Below are 20,424 nucleotides of genomic sequence, written 5' to 3'. Positions count from 1 at the left end.
ACAGCTGCTGTCGGCCGGCATGCGGAGAGTCGAACTAGGCGGCGGTGATGCCGGTGACGGTGAGGATCTGTTCTGCCGATCTGCAGTTGCTGTCCTGTACGGCCATGGCCATGGCGGCGCGTGCGGCCGATGCGGCGGCCTGTGTCGGGATCATCAGGAAGGAGAAGTGGTCCTCAGGCCCGCGAGTGATGATCATTGTGTTGTCGTCGACGGCGGACCAGTCGATATGGATCGTGCGGTCGTCGATGGTCAGGTGGCGCGGAGCGTGGTTCCAGGCGCTCGCGTCCAGGCCGACGCTTGCGATGGGGCCAAGCCGGGCGGTCAGGGCGGTGATCAGGCCGGGCAGTTGGGTTTCGATGTCACGGGAACTCGGCCACCACGCGCCGTCGAACAACCCCACCCGGCTGGAGGTCGTCTCCATCCTCAGCACAGCCGCGCCCGGAACTATCGGCTGATCGCTGGTGTCCTCGAGAAGCAGGAGAGGAGTCGGGATGCTGGAATCGCCAGTCATGGGACGCCGCCAATGTGAGGACTCTCCCGCACGGGCCGACTGTGCATGGTGTCTCACTTCCGCACGCGGCGGCGCGGCCAGAAGCGCCCGAAGTCTCCGACGTGATGGCCGCGGCGAACACCAGTGGCACTCGAAGCCGCGTGTCCGCGGGACTTGGGTGGAACTGCCGTGGGACGAGTGCGCAGGTTCCACTTGGAACGGCCGTAGGGGAAGGCCGCGATGCGTTCGTCGTGCTGTGTGTTGAGCATGTGAATCGCGAGCGCGCCCAGAGCGATCATCGCCATGAGCACGAGAACGGTGACGAAGGTCCCCACGGTCCTCACATCCCTTTCGCCGGATCCGCTACCTGAGCAATGACTTCTTGGCAGGTGAACCTGAGACCGGGCGGCCTGCCCCATGGCCGCCTTCGGAGTCCCAGACCATCTCCCGGGTCGAATCCCAGTCGGCCTCCGCTGCGACGCGGAAGAACTCCGCCTCCTGGATCAAGGCGCTCGCTGTGAGACTGCGCGTTGGGTCAGTGGCTTCGGCCATCAGCCGGGCGGCGGTGCCAGGACCGACCTCAGGTGGGATCACCAGCAGGTCCCAACGGCCGGTGGTGTAGGAGAGCAGCAGCAGTTTGTGAGGGTCTTGCTCGGCCTTGAACCAACCCACATGCACCACATGCCCGGCGACGGGCATCTTCCGTGGGATGACCGACCAGAACGTGGGGTTCACCGTGACGCGGGTGATCCGCCCCCACAGCGGGTCGAGTGCAGCCGTCAGCGCGGGAAGTTCCGCCGTCAGATCGCGGGAGCGGGGCCACCACGCGCCGTCGAGCAGTGCCGCAGTGTTGGCGGCCGGCGCCAGCATGAGTCGGAGGGGCAGCGAAGAGGTCCGGTCTTCGACCGCTGGCGTATGCAAAATGGTCGCGGTCATGACGCGGACCCTGCCCCGGGCCGGTAGAAACCGGCCCGGTGTCGTGAATCGCCGAAAACGACACGAGCAGTGGAAGCTCGTGCACGAAGTGTCCTCGGTATTGCCAGGATACTCCCGGCCGGCGACCGCCGGTGTGGTCCAAGTCCGCTGACGCGGTCAGCGGATGGGACGCCGCCGAGCACCCCGGGACCAGCGCACGGCGACAAAGGCCACGTCGGACCGCCTTCCAGCCTGCCCCGCCGACCCCTGATGCCACGCTCACGCACCCCCCACTCGGATCCGCGCCTGCCCCGCAGGTGCGCCCTGGGATCTTCCGCGCTGTCGCGTGTGGCCTAGAAGGGCTGGAACGCGGCCCGAGCGCTGCGTCAACCGTGCTCTTCTTCCTTGGCCTCCATGAGCCGAATGCCTTGGTGTGTCAGCGTGACCATGGCGGGCGTATTGCCCGGGGTCCAGTCGACCGTGATCAGGTCCTCACCCACCAGATAGGTGCAGGCGGCAGCCAGATCCTCTTCGTGGATCCCGAGATTGTGAAGCAGTCGCGCTCCGGTGACACCCAGAAGGCGGTTGCCCTCACTGGCCTCGTACAGAGCCTGCATGATCTTCTCGCGGTACGCCTTCCGCTCGGCTAGAGATGCCATGACTGCCACCTTCTGGGGGAGAATTGCGCCTTGCGCAACGCGGTGGGGAGTTGCGGGGCGTCGCGCGGGAGCCGAAGGGGGCGGACTCTGCCGAGCCGCGCATCCGATGCACGGTTCCTCAGACCTCGTCCGCGTGCGGGCGGTCACCCGCGGCTGACTTGCTGGTCACCAGCCAAGGCGGGTCCGACTCGGCGGGCCCGGGGGAGTGTGTGGTGTCCACAGTGATGTGAAGCCGGGTTCCGCCCTCGGGGCCGGTGGGGTAGCTACGCTGTTCCGTCGAGGCGAAGCTGCGCCGGAGAACTTCTGCGACCCGGCGAGCGGATTCGGGGGAGTCGGCGACGATACGGACCTCGGCGAACGCTGCCCCGGGCACTGGTACCGCAGATTTCATGATGGCCTCGCTGTCCGGCGAATGATCTGCCCAAAGGTGTGAAGCGAAGGCGTCACACCCACCGCCGCCACTGTGGAACGCGCAGCGTCGTCCGCGGCCCTTCATCGCTCCGGTTGCCGAGCTTCAGCAGGAAATCGCTGCCGTCGAAGGTCGCGATCCTTGCGTTCTCACTGAGAAGGGCAAGGGCAGGCGCGCTCAAAATGGTCCCGGTGCTTTCACACTACTCCGGCGCGAAAAGGTCGCCCGTGCTCGCATCCGCTGTGCGCCGCGCCCCGGAACGTGGGCCGCGCGGGGCGACTGCTGTCGTTTCCGGGGGGCAGGGACGACACGCCATGTGCGCCGACGGGCCTCGCCGTTAAATGCCGTTTTCGGTTCACCTGTACATCAATAAGCAGCAGATGTAGACATCTCATGGCATCCCGTCTCGCTGGGTGTCCGTCGGACCGTAAATGCAGATATACCCCGCCGAGGTCGTGTGCAGGACCTTTAAGTGAGAGTTGACCGGCAGATTCCATGCAGGGGTCCGTCACCGGCTGGTGGCCAAAGCTGCACTTCAGAGCATGTTGTGATGACGAAGTGTGTGCACCGAAAAGAAGCGGACAGTCAGTTGCCGGGCGGTCCGTCGGCGTGATTGCATCCTGCGAGTGCGGGAGTCGTAATAAGTAGTGCCTGGTTATGGGCAGCAGGCGACCGCAGAACCGGCCGAATTTACTTTGACGTAACCGGCCGGCCCCAGTTCAGGAACCCAGAGTATTGAAAGGAAGGGAAAGTCATGCGTAACGACTTCACCCCTCAGGTCGAGACCGGCGAGATTTCCGACAGCGAGCTGGACAACATTTCCGGTGGCATGGCCGGCGCAGGCGCCCATGTCGCCGGCAACGGCGCCTCCCTGAGCATCGGCGACGTCGTCGGGACTGCCCAGTCCCTCGCGCCCGCCGTGCCTGTTTCGCAGGTCGCCGGTCTCGTGTCGGTGCGGACCACCGGCATCTGACACCGACATTCTGCGGCAATGTGTCATGGCCGGGAGTAATTACTCGACCCGCCGGTGCATCTGAATACCAGTAGGTTGGCCAGGACCCTGGAACCCCCCGGTTCCGGGGTTCATGCATGTTCCGGACGAGGCACCCCCAGCCCGGGCTGTCCCAGCAGCCTGCCGCCTGCGTCGCCTTCGCGGCATCACAGAAGCCCCGGGCGGGGGGTCCCGGGGCTTCTGCTGGTCACGGGTGTCAGTTGCTGGTGAGCAGTCCTGCGCGGAGCTTGGTGAGGGTGCGGGAAAGGAGGCGGGAGACGTGCATCTGGGAGATGCCGAGCTCCTCGCCGATGCGGGCCTGGGTCAATTCCCGGCCGAAGCGCATTCCGATGATGGTCCGCTCGCGTTCGTCGAGAGTGCTCAGCAGTGGGGCGAGAGCGTGGAGGTCTTCGAAGAGGTCCATCGACGGGTCGGGTTCACCCATCGTGTCCGCGTACTTCGGTCCTCCGTCGGGGGAGTCGTCGTCGGTGCTGGGGGTGTCGATGGAGCCGGCGATGTAGCCGTTGGCGGCGACCAGGCCCTCGATGATCTCTTCCTCGGAGAGGGCGAGGTGGTCGGCGAGTTCCTTGACGGTGGGCTCGCGGTCCAGACGCCCGGCCAGGGTCTCCTTGGCCTTTGCCAGCTCGACCCGCAGTTCCTGCAGGCGGCGGGGGACGTGGACGGCCCAGGTGCTGTCGCGGAAGAAGCGCTTGATCTCGCCGATGATGTAGGGGATCGCGAAGGAGGAGAATTCGACTTCGCGGGTGAGGTCGAACCGGTCGATGGCCTTGATCAGGCCGATCGTGCCGACCTGGATGATGTCGTCCATCGCGCCGTCGCCGCGGTTGCGGAAGCGGCGGGCGGAGAACTTCACCAGTGACAGATTCATTTCGATGAGCGTGTTCCGCGCGTACTGGTACTCGGCGGTGCCCTCCTCCAGCACCTGCAGCTGGTCGAAGAACAGCTTCGACAGCTCACGGGCGTCCTTCGGAGCGACCTTCCCGCCGTCCTCGATCCAGGGCAGGTCCCCCACCGTCTCCCGCGCCGGGGCGTGTGCTCCGAGGGTGACGGCTTCGTCCGGGGCGTCCACGGTTCGAGTCACGGTCACGCCTTAGAAAGGGGGCAAGTGTCTTTCGTCTGCCCCCTTTTGGTCTGCGCACGCCGGACCGGCGAGCGTTTGTTTCCCGGGCCGTGGGAGTGGCGTCGCGGGCAGGGTCTTGATGCGGGTCGATCCATCAGGGGATACGGCTGGTCCGACGCCCTGCCGCCTGGAGATACGAGCAGGTCTCCGTCGGCCGGATGGGGCTACTGTTGCCGTGCGTCAAATGTCTTGGCGCCCGGAGACACCCTCCTGCTCTACACCGACGGCGCCACGGAAGCCCGCGCGCGACGGACCGCCGTACCGAGCAACCGCCCGCAGTTCGGCGAGGACGCCCTGGCCGCCGCGTTCGCCGGCGACCTGGGCGCTCCGGGCATCATCGCCCGACTCGGCGAGATTCTGGCCGAACACAGCGGCGCCTGGGCCGACGACGACACCGCTCTGCTCGCCCTGCGGGTCCCGCCACGCCCCTGACCGGGGCAAGGTGAGAGGACCGGCGTTGCCCCGGGTTTCGTCCCGATGGCCCTCTGGACGGCGGCGAGAGCCGGCGGCGGACCGGTGAGGGATCCCACACGGGTCGACCAGTGGCGCGCGGGCGCCGAGAGGGCTATCTTCGAGAGGGAGAACGACCGGTCTTCCTACCTCTTGGGAATGGCCTCTTGGCCTTCTGGGGCGGGACTGCCTCCGGGCAGAGAACCTGCCAGGGGCCCCGGTGCACGTCGAAGAGAGATCAAAAGTTCTATGAAAGCAACGCGCGCCCCGGCCCGGCCGGGACCCCGCAGAAGGCCGCTGATTCGCACGGCCCCGATGGGGTCAGCCGTCGGATCGGATGAGCCGGACCGCGTTCAGCAGGGTCTTGTGGGCAGCCGTCGAGTCGTCCAGGTAGCCGGCGGCCATCGCGCCGTCGTACAGCATCAGCAGCGCACCGGCGGCCGACTCCGGGTCGGCGTGGCCGAGCCGGGTGAGCAGATCCTGGAAGAGAGTGCGGATCCAGTCCCGATGGGACGTCACCAGGCCACGGACAGGGTGGTCGGCGTCCGGGTACTCGGCGGCCGCGTTCATGAACGGCGATCCGCGAAAGTCGCGCTCGCGGGCGTGCTCGGCGATGGCCTCGAAGATCAGGTCGATCGCCTCCGCGGGCGGGTGCCCGGCGGCCAGTGGTTCGGCCACCTCACGGTAGTAGGCGTCCTTGGTCAGCAGGTAGGCCACGACCAGGTCGTCCTTGGAGGCGAAGTGCCGGTAGAAGGTCGCCTTCGTCACCCCGGCCTCGGCGATCAGCCGCTCCACGCCGATCGCGCGGACGCCCTCGTAGTAGAACAGCCGCGACGCGGCCCGGACCAGGCGTTCGCGAGGCGGTAGTTCTCCCTCGGTCCTGGTCTCTCGACGCGTGCTGTCGGTGGTCTTCTGCCCAGTGCTGCTCACTTCCCCATTGTGCCCTCGGCCCTGCCCTGAGCGGCCTCTGCCCCCGTACGGCCCACACCCATAGGGCCGTCCTCCCTCTATCCCGTACGGCCCGCAGCAGCGTGGCCGTTCATCGAAAGGCCTGACCCATGAATCGTCGTCTTGAAGGAACCGTCGCCCTGGTCACCGGAGCATCCAGCGGTATCGGCCACGCCACCGCGTTGGAGCTTGCCCGCGAGGGCGCCTCCGTGGCCCTGGTCGGGCGGCGCGAGGACCGGCTCACCGACCTCGCCGCGGAAATCACCGGCGCCGGTGGAAAGGCCCTGGCCGTGCCCGCCGACGTCTCCACCGCCCAGGCCGCCGCGGAAGCGGTCGAGCGGACCGTCGAGGGCCTGGGCCGTCTGGACACGCTGGTCAACAACGCCGGCCTCATGCTGCTGGGGCCCGCCCCCGGTGCGGACCTGGACGACTGGCGGCGCATGATCGACATCAACCTCATGGGCCTGATGTACACCGCCCACGCGGCCGTCCCCCACCTGGTCAAGGCCGCCGCCGAGGAGCCGCGTCGGGTCGCCGACATCGTCAACATCGGCTCGCTCGCCGGCCGCAACGCCTACGCCATGTCCGCCGTGTACAGCGCCACCAAGTTCGGCGTCGGTGCCTTCAGCGAGGCACTGCGTCAGGAACTGGCACGGCAACACGTCCGCGTGTCCGTCATCGAGCCGGGCAGCGTCGACACCGAGCTGCGTACGCACAACCCTGCCGTCATCCAGCAGCACATCGTCGCCGCCCTGGGCGACATCGAGCGGCTGCAGAGCCAGGACATCGCCGATACCGTCGGCTACATCGTCACCCGCCCCCGGCACGTGGCCGTCGCCGAGCTGCTCGTACGCCCCACCGAGCAGGCCTGAACACCGAACCGATGGCCAACTCCGCGGCGCACAAGGAGTCGTGATGGCGAAGAGCAGGATCCTCGCCGTGGTAACCAACCAGGCGACCCACGGGCCGAACCCCGCGACGAGGGGCTGATGCAAGACGCACGCAGCACCCGGTGTCGCTGCGTCCGGTCGCCGAACTCCCCCCACGCTCCTGCCTCTACGCTTGAGGCCGCCGATCGACGGATGACGAACAGCGATGGAACGGAGCGTGCGGTGACGACGGGGGAAGCGAATGGCGGGGAGTTGATAGGCAAGGTCCTCGGGGGGCGTTACCGGGTGACCTCCATGGTCGGGCGCGGCGGCATGGGGGTGGTCGCCCGGGCGGTGGACGAACTGCTGAACCGAGAGGTCGCCGTCAAGGTCCTGCGAGCCTTCACCGACGCCTCCGCAGCCGAACTGGCCGACCTGCGGACCCGGATGCAGCGGGAGGCGCAGGCCGCCGCGCGCATCCGGCACACCGGCGTGGTCACCGTGCACGACGTGACCGAGGATCAGGGCCTGCCCGTCATCGTCATGGAACTCGTCGACGGGCCCTCGCTCGACGACCTGCTGACGGAGCGCGGCACTCTGGAGCCGCACGAGGCTGCGGCGATCGGCGCCAAGCTGATGGACGCGCTCGACGCCGCGCACCGGGCCGGCGTACTGCATCGGGACGTCAAGCCCGCGAACGTGCTGCTGGAGGACGGCGGGAGGGTCGTTCTCACCGATTTCGGCATCGCCACCATGGACGCCTCCGGCGACGACGCCATGGCCAAGCTGACCCGTAGCGGTCAGCTCGTCGGCTCCCTCGACTACCTGCCACCGGAGCGCGCGCAGGGCAGGGAGCCCGGTCCCGCGTCGGACATCTGGTCGCTCGGCATGACGCTGTACGCGGCAGTGGAGGGCACTCCGCCGTTCCGTCGCAATTCCGCGTGGTCCACGTTGTCGGCCATCGTCACCGAGCCGCTGCCGGAGCCCCGCCGGGCGGGACCACTCACGCCGGTGCTCCAGGCGCTGATGGCGAAGGAACCGGAGGACCGGCCCACCGCGGACCACGCCCGCGGCATGCTGGAGCGCGTCGCCTCGGGCCAGACGGTGCACCTCGCGTCCGCCGCCCCGACTCCCACTCCCACGGTGGATCCCGGGTCTGCGGCAACCGTCGAACCGACCCCCGGGTTCGGCCCCCCGCTGTTTCCCCAGCCCACCTCGCAGCCTCAGCCTCCGTATGCCGGCTACCCGCAGCCCGACCTGCCGCCGACGTTTCCTCAGCCCGCCGCGCCGGGCGCGGGCCCCGCCGGAGTCCCCGCTCCCGAAACGAGCCGCTTCGCAGCCCGTCGCGCACGGCGCCGCAGCCGCACCCTCACTGCCTCAGCAGCCGCCGTCCTGCTTCTCGCCGCAGGCGGCGGAATCACCTACGCCCTGACTGCCCAGCAGCGCGACACGACCACGGACGGCGCGCAGGTCAGTTCCCCGGCGGGCAGCCACCGGCCGACTGGGGGCAGCGCCCCGTCGTCCGCCGGTTCTCCTGGCGCGTCCTCGCAGCCGTCTGACTCGGAGGAGACGGACACTCACAAGGACGAGGACAAAGAGACAGGTCCCACGACGACGCCCGGCAATGACGGTCACGAGCCGGCCGCGGACTCGCCCGCACCTCCGAAGACCAAGCCCAGTTCTACGGTGAAGGATCCCACCCCGGTGTCGACGGGTTGCAGCGGCTGGAACCACCAGAACCGGAGCAACGGCTACGGTTACCTGGTCGACGACTACCACCTCTTCACCGGGCCGTACCGGGATTGTGCCTACGTGACCCTGGTCAAGTCCGGCATGAAGATCTGGTACCACTGCTACGTCACCAATGCCCTTGGCAACAAGTGGATCTACGCCCGTATCGAGGGCGCGGACACCGAGGGCTGGATGTCGAGCAACCACCTCACCCGGGAGAGCGGCACGCTGGTCCGCTGCTAGTACCGCGAGTCGCTGGAAGCCGTAATCACCGCCATGTCCCTCCGGCGGTCGGAGGGCCCATGCCCCGCGGACCCTTGGATCTTCGTACTCAGCCCACCCCGGGAGCGTCCGAGTGCGTGATCGTTGGGTTCCTACCGGCCGGGCGCCCTCTTCCCGGGCTCCAGCTGCATGCTGGTGAGTTCGCTGATGCCAAAGTGCGGGACGGCCCTCTGCACGATGCCCGGCACACCGCCGCCACGGTCCTGCTCGTCCTGGGCGCCCCGGAGCGGTTTGTGATGCAGATCACGGAGTGGTCGTCCACGGTGATGGCGGCCCGCTGTCAGCGGGTGACGGGCGGCATCCTGGCCGGCGTGACGCAGCGGGTCGGGGCCTCATCCGGGAGGTGGCCAAGGCGACCGAAGAGGCTGGTCCAGCGGCCTCCGAGGAAGCGCGTTGAGACTGTGGATGAGACTACGGACGCCGAAGGGCCCCACCGCGAACGGTGGGGCCCTTCGACGTATTGCCCGGTGAGAGCAATGGCGGAGGATACGAGATTCGAACTCGTGAGGGGTTGCCCCCAACACGCTTTCCAAGCGTGCGCCCTAGGCCACTAGGCGAATCCTCCGCGGCAAACAATACAAGACGTTGAGGAGTGCTAGCGAACTCGTTCCCACCCCCCGCCATCAGGTACCCTGTGCGGAGCCCCTCACGTGGCGCTATCTGACTGAACTCCCCCAGGGCCGGAAGGCAGCAAGGGTAGGTCGGCTCTGGCGGGTGCGTGAGGGGCGCTTGCGTTCGTGGGCGTCGACGCGGATGCCGAGGCGGGCCGGCAGCCGAGCGTCGTCGGGCGGCGTCGCTTGTCAGTGGGCCCCGATAACCTCGTAGGCGTGTCGTCCCTTGCGCTGTACCGCCGCTACCGCCCCGAGTCGTTCGCCGAGGTCATCGGGCAGGAGCATGTCACTGACCCGCTGCAGCAGGCCCTGCGGAACAACCGGGTCAATCACGCGTACCTGTTCAGCGGGCCGCGCGGATGCGGAAAGACGACCAGTGCGCGCATCCTCGCCCGCTGTCTGAATTGCGAACAGGGGCCCACGCCGACACCGTGCGGCGAGTGCCAGTCCTGCCAGGACCTCGCCAGGAACGGGCCGGGGTCGATCGACGTCATCGAGATCGACGCCGCGTCGCACGGTGGTGTCGACGATGCGCGTGATCTTCGGGAGAAAGCCTTCTTCGGGCCGGCGAGCAGCCGGTACAAGATCTACATCATCGACGAGGCGCACATGGTCACCCCGCAGGGCTTCAACGCTCTGCTGAAGGTGGTCGAGGAGCCGCCGGAGCACCTCAAGTTCATCTTCGCGACCACCGAGCCCGAGAAGGTCATCGGGACGATCCGGTCGCGTACGCACCACTATCCGTTCCGGCTGGTGCCTCCGGGCACGCTGCGGGAGTACCTCGGCGAGGTGTGCGGCAAGGAGGACATCCCGGTCGCTGACGGCGTTCTGCCGCTCGTCGTGCGGGCCGGCGGAGGGTCCGTGCGTGACTCGATGTCCGTGATGGACCAACTGCTGGCGGGCGCGGCCGAGGAAGGTGTGACCTACGCCATGGCCACCGCCCTTCTCGGGTACACGGACGGGTCGTTGCTCGACTCGATCGTGGACGCCTTCGCGGCAGGCGACGGGGCCGCGGCCTTCGAGATCGTGGACCGGGTCATCGAGGGCGGCAACGACCCGCGGCGCTTCGTTGCCGATCTGCTGGAGCGGCTGCGGGATCTGGTGATCCTGGCGGCCGTGCCGGACGCGGGGGACAAGGGCCTGATCGACGCGCCGGCCGATGTGGTCGAGCGTATGCAGGCGCAGGCGGCCGTCTTCGGCGCGGCCGAGCTGAGCCGCGCAGCCGATCTGGTCAACACCGGGCTCACGGAGATGCGCGGCGCCACCTCGCCGCGGCTGCAGCTCGAGCTGATCTGTGCGCGGGTGCTGCTGCCCGCCGCCTTCGACGACGAACGGTCGGTGCAGGCACGGCTGGACCGGCTGGAGCGGGGTGCCACGTTCTCCACCGGCGGCTCCGGGCCCGCGATGGGGTACGTGCCGGGACCGGAGGCCCAGGCTCATGCTCCGGTGCCGCAGGGAGGCGGGCCCGCGGCGGCCCGGGCGGCGGCTCGGGGCGGAGATGCGCCCGCGCCGGTTCCTGCCGGACCCGCGCCCACTCCGGCACCCACTCCGGCTCCTGCGCCCGTGCCCGCTCCCGAGCCGGTTGCTCCCCCGGTGGAGCAACCGCAGCCGGCCGGTTCCCGCCCCGGGGCCTGGCCCGCGGCGGCCGCGACGGAGCCGGGACGGCGTCCCGGTGGCTGGCCCACCGCATCGAGCCCCGGGCAGGGCGGCCGTCCCGCAGCGCCCCAGCCCGCGGCGCCGAGCCCCGCTCCCGCATCGGCCGCACCCGCCACCGCCGCGCCGAGCGCCGGCATGGTGCAGGGCGCCGTACAGGTACGGAACATGTGGCCGGACATCCTGGAGGCCGTGAAGAACCGCCGCCGCTTCACCTGGATCCTGCTCAGTCAGAACGCCCAGGTCGCAGGCTTCGACGGCACCACCCTCCAGCTCGGCTTCATCAACGCCGGAGCCCGGGACAACTTCGCCACCAGCGGTAGCGAGGAGGTGCTGAAGCAGGCGCTCTCCGAGCAGTTCAATGTGCAGTGGAAGGTCGAGGCCATCATCGATCCCTCCGGCGGTGCGGGCGGCCCGGGCGGCGGTGCCCAGCCACCGTCCGGCGGCGGCTTCGGCGGCGGCCGTGCCCCCGCGGCCCCGGCCCCGCAGGCCCCCGCAGCCCCCGCGCCCCACCCCGCCCCGGCGGCCCCCCACTCCGCGGCCGACTCCGCATCCGGCCGCCGGACCTCCGCTCCCGAGCCCCCCCGCGCGGCCCAGGTAACCCCGCCGCCCGTCGCCCCCGAGGACGACGTACCGGAAGAGGACGACCCCGACCTTGTCGACTCCGCGCTCTCCGGCCACGACCTGATCGTGCGCGAGCTCGGTGCCACGGTCGTGGAGGAATATACGAACGAGTAGAGGGTGGGTCCTCGGAGGCCCGTACAGGACCAGCCGCCCCGGCGGTTAGGCTGACTGCCGTGAAGGTCCTCGTCATTGGCGGCGGCGCCCGCGAACACGCCCTGTGCCGCTCTCTCTCCCTCGACCCCGACGTCACCGCTCTGCACTGCGCGCCCGGAAACGCAGGCATCGGCGAGGTCGCCGAGCTGCACCCGGTCGACGCAATGGACGGCGCGGCCGTGGCGCGACTCGCCACCGATCTGGCGGCCGACCTTGTCGTCGTCGGCCCCGAGGCGCCGCTCGTCGCCGGGGTCGCCGACGCAGTACGGTCCGCGGGCATCCCCTGCTTCGGCCCCTCCCGGGAGGCCGCCGAGCTGGAGGGCTCCAAGGCCTTCGCCAAGGACGTGATGGCGTCGGCCGGAGTGCCCACGGCCCGCAGCTATCTCTGTACGACCCCCGAGGAGATCGACGAGGCCCTCGACGCCTTCGGCGCTCCCTACGTCGTCAAGGACGACGGCCTCGCCGCGGGTAAGGGCGTCGTCGTCACCGATGACCTCGCCGCCGCGCGTGAGCACGCGCTGGGCTGCGACCGCGTGGTCATCGAGGAGTTCCTCGACGGCCCCGAGGTGTCGCTCTTCGCCATCACCGACGGCGAGACCGTCGTCCCGCTGACGCCCGCCCAGGACTTCAAGCGTGCCCTCGACGGCGACGAAGGCCCCAACACCGGCGGCATGGGCGCGTACTCCCCGCTGCCGTGGGCCGACCCCAAGCTGGTCGACGAGGTCATGGCCACCGTCCTCCAGCCGACCGTCGACGAGCTGCGCCGCCGTGGCACGCCCTTCTCCGGGCTGCTGTACGCGGGTCTGGCGATCACCTCGCGCGGCGTCCGGGTCATCGAGTTCAACGCCCGGTTCGGCGACCCGGAGACCCAGGTGGTCCTGGCCCGCCTCGTCACGCCGCTCGCGAGCGTCCTGCTCAACGCCGCCCAGGGCACCCTCGACCTCCAGCCGCCGCTGCGGTGGCGCGAGGACGCGGCCGTGACCGTGGTCGTCGCCTCCCACAACTACCCGGACACCCCGCGTACCGGCGACCCGATCCACGGCCTGGACGAGGTCGCGGCAGAGGATGCGCCCCATGCGTACGTCCTGCACGCCGGGACCAGGCACGACGGCGACACGGTCGTGAGCGCCGGCGGCCGGGTACTTTCGGTCACCGCGACCGGCAAGGACCTGGCGCAGGCTCGTGAGCGCGCGTACAAGGCGGTGGCCCGGATCCGCCTGGACGGTTCGCAGCACCGGACGGACATCGCACGCAGAGCCGCCGGGGAGTGAACCTCCAGGGCCCGGAGACCGTCATCACCTTTACCCAAAGCCATTCCATCGAGTGACGGATGCCCCATCCGGATGACGCCCGCCAAAGCCCCAACTAGGGTGCGGCGCAGGCGTTCCGGCACTTGGCCCACCGGCATTGCGATGTCAGTGGTGGGTGCCACAGTGGGGGAGTGAGCAGCACCGTCGCAGGGCAGAGGGGGTGAGTCCGGCCGTGTCAGTTACCGGTATCGGTGAGTCGATGGGCGCGCAGGCCGCGCGGTCCCGGGCTCTCGCCGTGCTGCGGATACGTAGCCGGGCGCTGGCCGTGGCGCTGCTGCCCGCCGCCGTCGCCGTCGTGCTGCTGGCAGGCATTGCCACAGGCCACACGGACGGCAATAACTGGGATGCGGCGCGCTGGGTCGTGACGGTCTGCGCGGTGGTCGTGCTGCTGGTCGCCGTGGCGGTCGCGGCCGTGATCGTACGGGCCAGTCCGGCGCTCAGCCCGACCGTGGAGCTCTCGGAGCGGGCCGCCCCCGATCTGTACCGGCTGGTGCGGGACGTGGCAGAGCGCCTCGAGGTGCCCGCGCCGTCCGCGCTCGCGCTCACACCTGACTGCGACAGCTGGCTCGAGGACCGTTCGCACCCGGCCCATGCGATCCGGAGCGGGCGCAGACGCCGGACGACCGAGGCGCCCGTGCTGGTGATCGGCTCGCCTTTCCTGTGGTGGATGCGGGTCGCGGAGCTGCGGGCGGTGCTGGCGCCGGTCGTGGCCGGGACCGCCCCGTCCGCGCACCCGGACATAGCCGCGGCGCGCCGTTTCGTACGGGGACTGGACGCGGCGGTCGCCGTCGCCGCCGGCCCCGGGCGGGGGGCGATACCGAGGCTCGCGCTCGGTTTCGTCGGCTGGATCGCCCGGCTGCTGCTGCGCGCCTGCCAGCTGCATGTCGGTGAGATGGAGCGCGGCGTCGCGGCCGATGCGTCCGAACGTGCACAGGCTGTGGACTACGGGCTGCGGATCGTCGCACAGGAGCAGGTCGGCCTCGCCTACGCAGGGTGGGACCGGCTGCTGACCCGGGTCGCGCTGCCCGCCTGGCGTATGGGCCGCTGGCCCTCCCGCCTCGACGCGGGCGTCGTCTCGGCCCTCACCGAGCTCTCCCGCCGCGACCGCCTCGCCGAGGGCTTCGCCTCCCGGCTGGGCGAGCGACCCGCCTGCGACCTGCTCGAGGAGCCGGGCGCGGTCGACGAGGCCGCTTCGCTGCTGGCGGCCCGCCTCTTCCACGGCGGTCCGGCCGAGGCGGGCCCCGACTGGTCCCCGGTGGACTGGCAGCAGTATCCGGAAGAAGTCGTCGACCGGAAGTGGCGTACGGAGGCGGCCCGACTTCACCGGGTACTCGACGACCTCGGGGTGCCTCCGTCGGCCGGCCCCGACGGCCCGACTCTGTCGCGGGTGATGAACCACCTGTCGGCGCGGGGCACCGACATCGGCGACACCCTGGCGGCGGGGATCAGCGCGGAGGTCGCCCGCGAGGAGGAGGCGGCGCCGGTCCCGCAGAGCCCGGCGGACGCCGTCAACGGCTGGGGTGCGGACCCGCTTCCCCTGTTCCCCCTGCAGCCGCCGCGGACCGGCCGCGAGCTGCTCGCCGAGCACGTCACGGCGATGGTCTGCTGCGCGGCGGTCGACACCGCGGGCGCCGCCCCCGGCCTCGACTGGCTCGACGGCCCGGCTCTCCTGATCAACGGCAAACGCCGCGCAGACCTGGGCAGCCGGGTCCTGAGCCTGATCGAGGACGGCGACGCGGGCCCGCTGCGCGGCTGGCTGACCACGCTGGGCATCCGCCCGGAGAAGCCTGTCCGCCTGGTGTAGACGGGCGTCCGACCGCCCTCCGGCCCCTCGGGACCGCCTCCCCGACGGAACGGCACGTTCCGTTCACGCCAATTCGCGACGAACGGTGACGGAGTGCGTGCGTTATGTGATGTGCTGGAGACCGGCGCTGAACATTCGGCGCATCACAGTTGTCCCGGGGCATCGAGGGAGGGCGCGGCATGGGGGCGGAGCAGATCCGGCGATGGGAATCGGGCGCCCTGGCCCACGCGGTCACGGACCCCTTCGGTCAAGGCCCGCTGCCATGGCTGCGCGGCAGCGAGAACTACCTCGACGACACCGGCCAGGTCGTCCCCTGGTACGCCGATCCCACCCTCGCCAGGGGCCGCTCCGGCGGGCCCCGTACCGCCGACGACGTACGCCGTCAGATCAAGGGCTTCGCCTCCACCGGCGCAGCAGCCCCCGGTGGGGCGATCGACTTCCACATCACCGTGGACCCGCCTCAGCAGTTCTCCGTCGACATCTACCGCATCGGGCACTACGCCGGCGACGGCGCCTCCAAGATCATCACCAGCCCGCGCCTCTCCGGGATCGTCCAGCCGCCCCCGCTCACTGCCGACCGCACCGTCTCGTGTCACCACTGGTGGCTCTCCTGGCGGTTGCAGATCCCCTCCTACTGGACGACGGGCGCCTATGTCGCCGTCCTCACCACCGCCGACGGCTACCGCTCCCACATTCCCTTCACGGTCCGCGACGACCGCCCCGCCGACCTGCTGCTCCTCCTCCCGGACATCACCTGGCAGGCGTACAACCTCTATCCGGAGGACGGCCGTACCGGCGCCAGCCTCTACCACGCCTGGGACGGGACGGGCCGGCTGCTCGGCGAAGAGGACGCCGCCACCACGGTCTCCTTCGACCGCCCGTACGCAGGTGCCGGGCTCCCCCTCCACGTGGGCCACGCCTACGACTTCATCCGCTGGGCCGAGCGTTACGGCTACGACCTCGCCTACGCCGACACCCGCGATCTGCACGCCGGCCGCGTGGACCCCTCCCGCTACCGCGGACTGGTCTTCCCCGGTCACGACGAGTACTGGTCGGCGCCGATGCGCCGTACCGTCGAGCTCGCCCGTGACGGCGGCACCTCGCTCGTCTTTCTCTCCGCCAACACCATGTACTGGCAGGTCGAGCTCGGGCCCGCACCTTCCGGCGTACCCGACCGCCTCCTCACCTGCCGCAAGCGCCGCTGCCCCGGCAAACCCGCACTCTGGCGCGAGATCGACCGGGCCGAGCAGCAGCTGCTGGGCATCCAGTACGCGGGACGCGTGCCCGAGCCGCATCCCCTGGTCGTACGGAACGCGGACCACTGGCTCTGGGAGGCGACCGGCGCCGGCGAGGGCGACGAGCTCGCCGGGCTGGTCGCGGGCGAGGCCGACCGCTACTTCCCGCGCACCGCGCTCCCCGAGCACCAGGGCCGTATCCTGCTCGCCCACTCCCCGTACCAGGACAGCGAAGGCGCCGCCCGCCACCAGGAGACGTCCCTCTACCGGGCCTCTTCCGGCGCCCTGGTCTTCGCGTCCGGCACCTTCGCCTGGTCCCCGGCGCTGGACCGGCCCGGCCATGTCGACACCCGCGTCCAGCGGGCGACCGCCAATCTGCTCGACCGCATCTGCAAACGCGATTAGGACCGATCGGCACCCCTGACCAGGCCCACGCTGCCGGCGTACGGGAGAATCGGAGCCGTTGTCCCGCCCGTCTCCCACCATCGCCCTGCTCGTTGCCCCTTCGGGCGCCCTTTTTGTTCAACCACGGGGAGGAACCGTGTCCGGATTCGTCGAAAAGCCCGAGCCGCTTCAGGTGCCGGGCCTGGTGCACCTGCACACCGGCAAGGTGCGCGATCTGTATCAGAACGAGGCGGGCGACCTCGTGATGGTCGCCAGCGACCGCATGTCCGCGTACGACTGGGTGCTGCCCACCGAGATCCCCGACAAGGGACGGGTGCTCACCCGGCTCTCGCTCTGGTGGTTCGAGCGTCTCGAGAGCCTCGTACCGAACCACGTCATCTCCACCGAGCTGCCCGCCGGCGCCCCTGCCGACTGGGCCGGCCGCACCCTTGTCTGCAAGTCCCTGCGGATGGTCCCGGTCGAGTGTGTGGCCCGCGGCTATCTCACCGGGTCCGGTCTCGTCGAGTACGAGGAGTCCCGCACCGTCTGCGGTCTCGCGCTGCCCGAGGGCCTCAGCGACGGCTCCGAGCTCCCGGCCCCGATCTTCACCCCCGCCACCAAGGCGGCCGTCGGTGACCACGACGAGAACGTCAGCTACGAGGAAGTCGCCCGCCAGGTCGGCGCGGACACGGCGGCCGAGCTGCGCCGGACGACCCTCGCCGTCTACGGCCGGGCCCGTGACATCGCCCGCGAGCGCGGCATCATCCTCGCGGACACCAAGTTCGAGTTCGGATTCGAGGGCGACGAGCTCGTCATCGCCGACGAGGTGCTGACCCCGGACTCCTCGCGCTTCTGGCCGGTCGCCGGCTGGGAGCCGGGCCGCGCCCAGCCCTCGTACGACAAGCAGTACGTCCGCGACTGGCTGACTTCGCCCGCCTCCGGCTGGGACAGGAAGAGCGAACAGCCGCCGCCGGCCCTCCCGCAGGAGATCGTCGACGCGACCCGCGGCAAGTACATCGAGGCGTACGAACTGCTGACCGGCACCCCCTGGCAGTAGCGGCGCACGAAGAAGGCCCCGGTCACCAGGACCGGGGCCTTCAATCTGAGCGGACGACCAGGTTCGAACTGGCGACCTCAACCTTGGCAAGGTTGCGCTCTACCAACTGAGCTACGTCCGCATGCGCTGTAGCGCGGAGACCACTATACCCAACCTCGCGCGCGTGCGAGACGTACCGCCGTGTGTCGGTTCTCGGCCCCGGCTTGGACGCGGCCGACGAGAGGTGGTTCCGTACCGTCCCCTGCGACAGCGAGGCCTTCTCCGCGATCTCCGCGATGGGCGCCCCGTCCGCCGCAGGCTCCAGCACCTGCGCCTCCCGCACGGTCGGCGGAGAGTCCCCGGCAGAGATCGCGTCGGCCGCCAACTCCGGGGCCACATAGCGGTTTCCGGCATGCACGGAACGGATGATCCCGGTCAGCCGCTGTGCGCTGACGGTCTTCGGGACAAACCGCGCACTCCCGCTACCAGCGCCCGTTTCAGATGACCGGGCAGCCCGTGAACTGTCACGATCATGGTCCGGCACCCGGGCAGTTCAGCCCCTAGAGATGTGGCCACGCTCACACCGTCCGGCCCGGGCATCTGAAGATCGAGGACCGCGACGTCGGGCCGGTGCGCCCGTGCCATCGCGAGCGCCTCGGCGCCCGACGCCGCCTCGGCGACGACCACGAGATCGCCCTCGAGCGCGAGCAGCGCGGCCGGCGTACCCCGGAATCAGATGCTCGTCATCGGCGAGCAGCACGCGTACGGGGGGTGTGGTCATCGCTCCTCCTGAGGGAGCGGCACCTTCGCCGTGAACTGGAACAGGCCCTTGCCGGCCACGCCCGCGTCCAGTGAGCCGTCCAGCGCGGCCAGCCGTCACGCAGACCGGCCAGCCCCGAGCCGATAGGCCTGCCATTCCTGCCCGGCCCGTCGGAACTGTCCGGAGCACCAGCACCACCTGACCCACCAGCACCACTCGTCCCGGTCGTCCCCTTGTCGGGCTCGAGCATCCCGTCGATCTCGACGACCAGGACCACATGATCCGCCGTGCCCGTCAGCCGGATCGAGCACCGTGCCGCGTCCGAGTGCCGCAGCACATTGGTCGTCGCCTCCCGCACCACCCGGCCGAGCGTCGACTGGACCCGGTTCGGCAGCTCACTGCCGTCACCGTCCTCGATCCCGCAGTCGATACCGGCCGCCCTCAACACGCTCCGGGCGCCCGAGAGTTCGATGCCGAGGTCGGCGTCGCGGTAGCCCCGCACCAGTTCCCGTATCTCCTGCTGCGACTCGCGAGCGATTCGCTGCACCTCGACCATCCGGTCCACCGCCTCGGGCCTGCCGCGCTGGGCCGGCTGCACCGCGAGCTCGCTCTTGAGCGCGATCACGGCGAGGTTCCGACGGAGCACATCGTGCATGTCCCGCCCGAACCGGAGCCGTTCCTCCGCGACCACCAGCCGCGTCTGTATGTCACGGCCTCCCGCAGATTCCACATCACGCGCGGTGTCCAGGCCGACAGCCGGGCGGTGACCGATACCCAAGCGGTGCCGAACCCGAGCGCCAGAGCACACGCCACCACGCCCGTGATCTCTCCGCCGAGCAGCGCCACGGTCCCGCATATGGCGGCCGGCAGGCCTGCCCGGTCGAGCAGGGCGGTACGCCTCGTCCACGTTCTCGCCCACCGGCCGGTCCACGTACTCGTAGCTGGTCATGCCTCAGGGCTTCCGCCGGACGAGGCGCGCGCGCAGTGCGTGCTGTCACCACCGCCCATGACAAATGGCATCGGGCTCGGTCGTCGATGCCGGAGGGAGGTCCGAAGAACGCAACTGCGCATACGACGAAGGCCCCGGTCGATTCGACCGGGGCCTTCATACTCTGAGCGGACGACGAGATTCGAACTCGCGACCCTCACCTTGGCAAGGTGATGCTCTACCAACTGAGCCACGTCCGCATTGCTTCCGCTCAGCTCTCACTGGACGGCGCGATCATCACTCTACCTGATCCATCTGGATGGCCGGTAAAGCGATGCAGAGCGGGTGACAGGAATTGCACACTGCGCCTTCCCCCTGGAAGGGGGATGTTCTACTACTGAACTACACCCGCACGCTGCGCGAGGTAAGACCTTGCGGCCTCGCCCCTCGGCGTGCTCCAGACTCTAGCCGAACAGCAGGGGTGCAGTGCAACTCGGATCGGCGCGTGCCCCTCAACTGGCTTCGCGGAAGGCCTCGTAGACCCTCTTGGGGATCCGGCCGCGAGCGGGCACGTCCATCTTGTTGGACTGCGCCCAGGCGCGCACGGCCGCCGGCGCGGGCGCGAGTGCGGTGTGCCGGTAGGAGACGCGGGACTTGTCACGCTTCCCGGCGTTTGTCTGCTTTCGGCCGGCCGCCATGTACGGAGCCAGGGCCTTGCGCAGTTTCTTTGCATTGGAGGGATTGAGGTCGATCTCGTACGACTTCCCGTCCAGGGCGAACGCGACCGTTTCCGCCGCTTCTCCGCCGTCCATGTCGTCGGAGAGCGTGACCACTACTCGCTGAGCCACGGATATCGGTCCTTTCCTGCGGTATCGCCGGTTCTGGCATGCGGTGATACCGGCTTTCCGGCTGGTGAGGGGCAATGCTGCTTTCCTCTGTATTCCTTTGTACAGCGGAAGGCGCCGCATTGTGAAGCCCCGCCAATTACCTGCGCGTGTCCAACGTCAATGGGAGCGGGATTTTTCTCTGGATTTTCCTTGA

17 protein-coding genes, 4 tRNA genes, 1 other RNA gene and 3 pseudogenes are annotated in these 20,424 nt (G+C 69.7%); 11 read left to right on the top strand and 14 right to left on the bottom strand.

The window, feature by feature from the left end:
• Positions 1–34 precede the first annotated feature (34 nt).
• From ACWDZ6_RS03600 to ACWDZ6_RS03580, 5 genes are all read right to left on the bottom strand, one after another.
• Complete coding sequence (locus tag ACWDZ6_RS03600; RefSeq protein ID WP_451501522.1) at positions 35–511, bottom strand: DUF5994 family protein; 477 nt, start codon at positions 509–511, stop codon at positions 35–37.
• Positions 512–564: 53 nt separating this feature from the next.
• The gene (locus ACWDZ6_RS03595; RefSeq protein WP_451501521.1) at positions 565–825 is read right to left on the bottom strand and encodes a hypothetical protein; all 261 of its coding nucleotides are present in this window, start codon (positions 823–825) and stop codon (positions 565–567) included.
• Positions 826–853: 28 nt separating this feature from the next.
• Positions 854–1,426 (bottom strand): DUF5994 family protein, encoded by a 573-nt coding sequence (locus ACWDZ6_RS03590; RefSeq protein ID WP_451501520.1) that lies wholly within the window; start codon positions 1,424–1,426, stop codon positions 854–856.
• A 365-nt stretch (positions 1,427–1,791) separates the two neighbouring features.
• Complete coding sequence (locus ACWDZ6_RS03585; protein WP_451501519.1) at positions 1,792–2,064, bottom strand: hypothetical protein; 273 nt, start codon at positions 2,062–2,064, stop codon at positions 1,792–1,794.
• 118 nt (positions 2,065–2,182) lie between these two features.
• Positions 2,183–2,455, bottom strand: a complete 273-nt coding sequence (locus ACWDZ6_RS03580; RefSeq protein ID WP_451501518.1) for a hypothetical protein — start codon at positions 2,453–2,455, stop codon at positions 2,183–2,185.
• A 772-nt stretch (positions 2,456–3,227) separates the two neighbouring features.
• Between ACWDZ6_RS03580 and ACWDZ6_RS03575 the strand changes: the two genes are divergently transcribed.
• Positions 3,228–3,446, top strand: coding sequence for a hypothetical protein (locus tag ACWDZ6_RS03575; RefSeq protein WP_326650979.1), 219 nt, complete (start codon positions 3,228–3,230; stop codon positions 3,444–3,446).
• Positions 3,447–3,681: 235 nt separating this feature from the next.
• Here ACWDZ6_RS03575 and ACWDZ6_RS03570 read toward each other — a convergent pair whose 3' ends face one another.
• On the bottom strand, positions 3,682–4,554 hold the full coding sequence (locus tag ACWDZ6_RS03570) for an RNA polymerase sigma factor SigF (protein WP_451501901.1): 873 nt from the start codon (positions 4,552–4,554) through the stop codon (positions 3,682–3,684).
• Positions 4,555–4,794: 240 nt separating this feature from the next.
• On the opposite strand from ACWDZ6_RS03570, the gene ACWDZ6_RS03565 reads away from it, so the two are divergent.
• Positions 4,795–5,037 carry a SpoIIE family protein phosphatase gene (locus ACWDZ6_RS03565; RefSeq protein WP_451501517.1) on the top strand — a complete coding sequence of 81 codons (243 nt, stop codon included), beginning with the start codon at positions 4,795–4,797 and terminating at the stop codon, positions 5,035–5,037.
• A gap of 339 nt (positions 5,038–5,376) precedes the next feature.
• Here ACWDZ6_RS03565 and ACWDZ6_RS03560 read toward each other — a convergent pair whose 3' ends face one another.
• Complete coding sequence (locus ACWDZ6_RS03560; protein WP_451501516.1) at positions 5,377–5,985, bottom strand: TetR/AcrR family transcriptional regulator; 609 nt, start codon at positions 5,983–5,985, stop codon at positions 5,377–5,379.
• Between the two features lie 128 nt (positions 5,986–6,113).
• Between ACWDZ6_RS03560 and ACWDZ6_RS03555 the strand changes: the two genes are divergently transcribed.
• The 3 genes and pseudogenes from ACWDZ6_RS03555 to ACWDZ6_RS03545 all read left to right on the top strand — a co-directional run.
• Positions 6,114–6,875 (top strand): SDR family NAD(P)-dependent oxidoreductase, encoded by a 762-nt coding sequence (locus ACWDZ6_RS03555; RefSeq protein WP_451501515.1) that lies wholly within the window; start codon positions 6,114–6,116, stop codon positions 6,873–6,875.
• A gap of 240 nt (positions 6,876–7,115) precedes the next feature.
• A complete protein-coding gene (locus ACWDZ6_RS03550) occupies positions 7,116–8,846 on the top strand; it encodes a serine/threonine-protein kinase (protein WP_451501514.1) in 1,731 nt (576 codons plus the stop codon).
• Between the two features lie 182 nt (positions 8,847–9,028).
• Positions 9,029–9,282: pseudogene (locus tag ACWDZ6_RS03545) on the top strand (site-specific integrase); the annotation flags it as partial.
• A gap of 80 nt (positions 9,283–9,362) precedes the next feature.
• Here the strand turns inward: ACWDZ6_RS03545 and ACWDZ6_RS03540 are convergent.
• Positions 9,363–9,450: transfer RNA gene (locus ACWDZ6_RS03540), tRNA-Ser, on the bottom strand.
• Between the two features lie 72 nt (positions 9,451–9,522).
• Between ACWDZ6_RS03540 and ffs the strand changes: the two genes are divergently transcribed.
• From ffs to ACWDZ6_RS03510, 6 genes are all read left to right on the top strand, one after another.
• Positions 9,523–9,621, top strand: an RNA gene (gene ffs, locus ACWDZ6_RS03535) — signal recognition particle sRNA small type.
• A gap of 91 nt (positions 9,622–9,712) precedes the next feature.
• Positions 9,713–11,887, top strand: coding sequence for a DNA polymerase III subunit gamma and tau (locus tag ACWDZ6_RS03530; RefSeq protein WP_451501513.1), 2,175 nt, complete (start codon positions 9,713–9,715; stop codon positions 11,885–11,887).
• Between the two features lie 59 nt (positions 11,888–11,946).
• Positions 11,947–13,197 (top strand): phosphoribosylamine--glycine ligase, encoded by a 1,251-nt coding sequence (purD, locus tag ACWDZ6_RS03525; RefSeq protein ID WP_451501512.1) that lies wholly within the window; start codon positions 11,947–11,949, stop codon positions 13,195–13,197.
• 211 nt (positions 13,198–13,408) lie between these two features.
• Complete coding sequence (locus ACWDZ6_RS03520; protein ID WP_451501511.1) at positions 13,409–15,040, top strand: hypothetical protein; 1,632 nt, start codon at positions 13,409–13,411, stop codon at positions 15,038–15,040.
• A gap of 179 nt (positions 15,041–15,219) precedes the next feature.
• Positions 15,220–16,680, top strand: a complete 1,461-nt coding sequence (locus tag ACWDZ6_RS03515) for a N,N-dimethylformamidase beta subunit family domain-containing protein (RefSeq protein WP_366733614.1) — start codon at positions 15,220–15,222, stop codon at positions 16,678–16,680.
• Positions 16,681–16,816: 136 nt separating this feature from the next.
• Positions 16,817–17,716, top strand: coding sequence for a phosphoribosylaminoimidazolesuccinocarboxamide synthase (locus ACWDZ6_RS03510; protein WP_366733615.1), 900 nt, complete (start codon positions 16,817–16,819; stop codon positions 17,714–17,716).
• 48 nt (positions 17,717–17,764) lie between these two features.
• Here the strand turns inward: ACWDZ6_RS03510 and ACWDZ6_RS03505 are convergent.
• From ACWDZ6_RS03505 to ACWDZ6_RS03480, 6 genes and pseudogenes are all read right to left on the bottom strand, one after another.
• Positions 17,765–17,837 (bottom strand) — tRNA-Gly (locus tag ACWDZ6_RS03505).
• 22 nt (positions 17,838–17,859) lie between these two features.
• Positions 17,860–18,476: pseudogene (locus ACWDZ6_RS03500) on the bottom strand (response regulator).
• Positions 18,473–19,352: pseudogene (locus ACWDZ6_RS03495) on the bottom strand (sensor histidine kinase); the annotation flags it as partial. The pseudogenes ACWDZ6_RS03500 and ACWDZ6_RS03495, both read right to left, overlap by 4 nt.
• Positions 19,353–19,570: 218 nt before the next feature.
• Positions 19,571–19,643 (bottom strand) — tRNA-Gly (locus ACWDZ6_RS03490).
• A gap of 80 nt (positions 19,644–19,723) precedes the next feature.
• A tRNA-Gly gene (locus ACWDZ6_RS03485) sits at positions 19,724–19,795 on the bottom strand.
• 100 nt (positions 19,796–19,895) lie between these two features.
• Positions 19,896–20,231: a histone-like nucleoid-structuring protein Lsr2 gene (locus ACWDZ6_RS03480; RefSeq protein ID WP_366733616.1), complete on the bottom strand. Its 336-nt coding sequence runs from the start codon at positions 20,229–20,231 to the stop codon at positions 19,896–19,898.
• Positions 20,232–20,424: the final 193 nt, after the last annotated feature.

This window comes from Streptomyces sp. NPDC002926, assembly GCF_053591755.1.
Note: the sequence above shows the minus strand (reverse complement) of the source record. Positions and strands in the feature narration are given on the sequence as shown.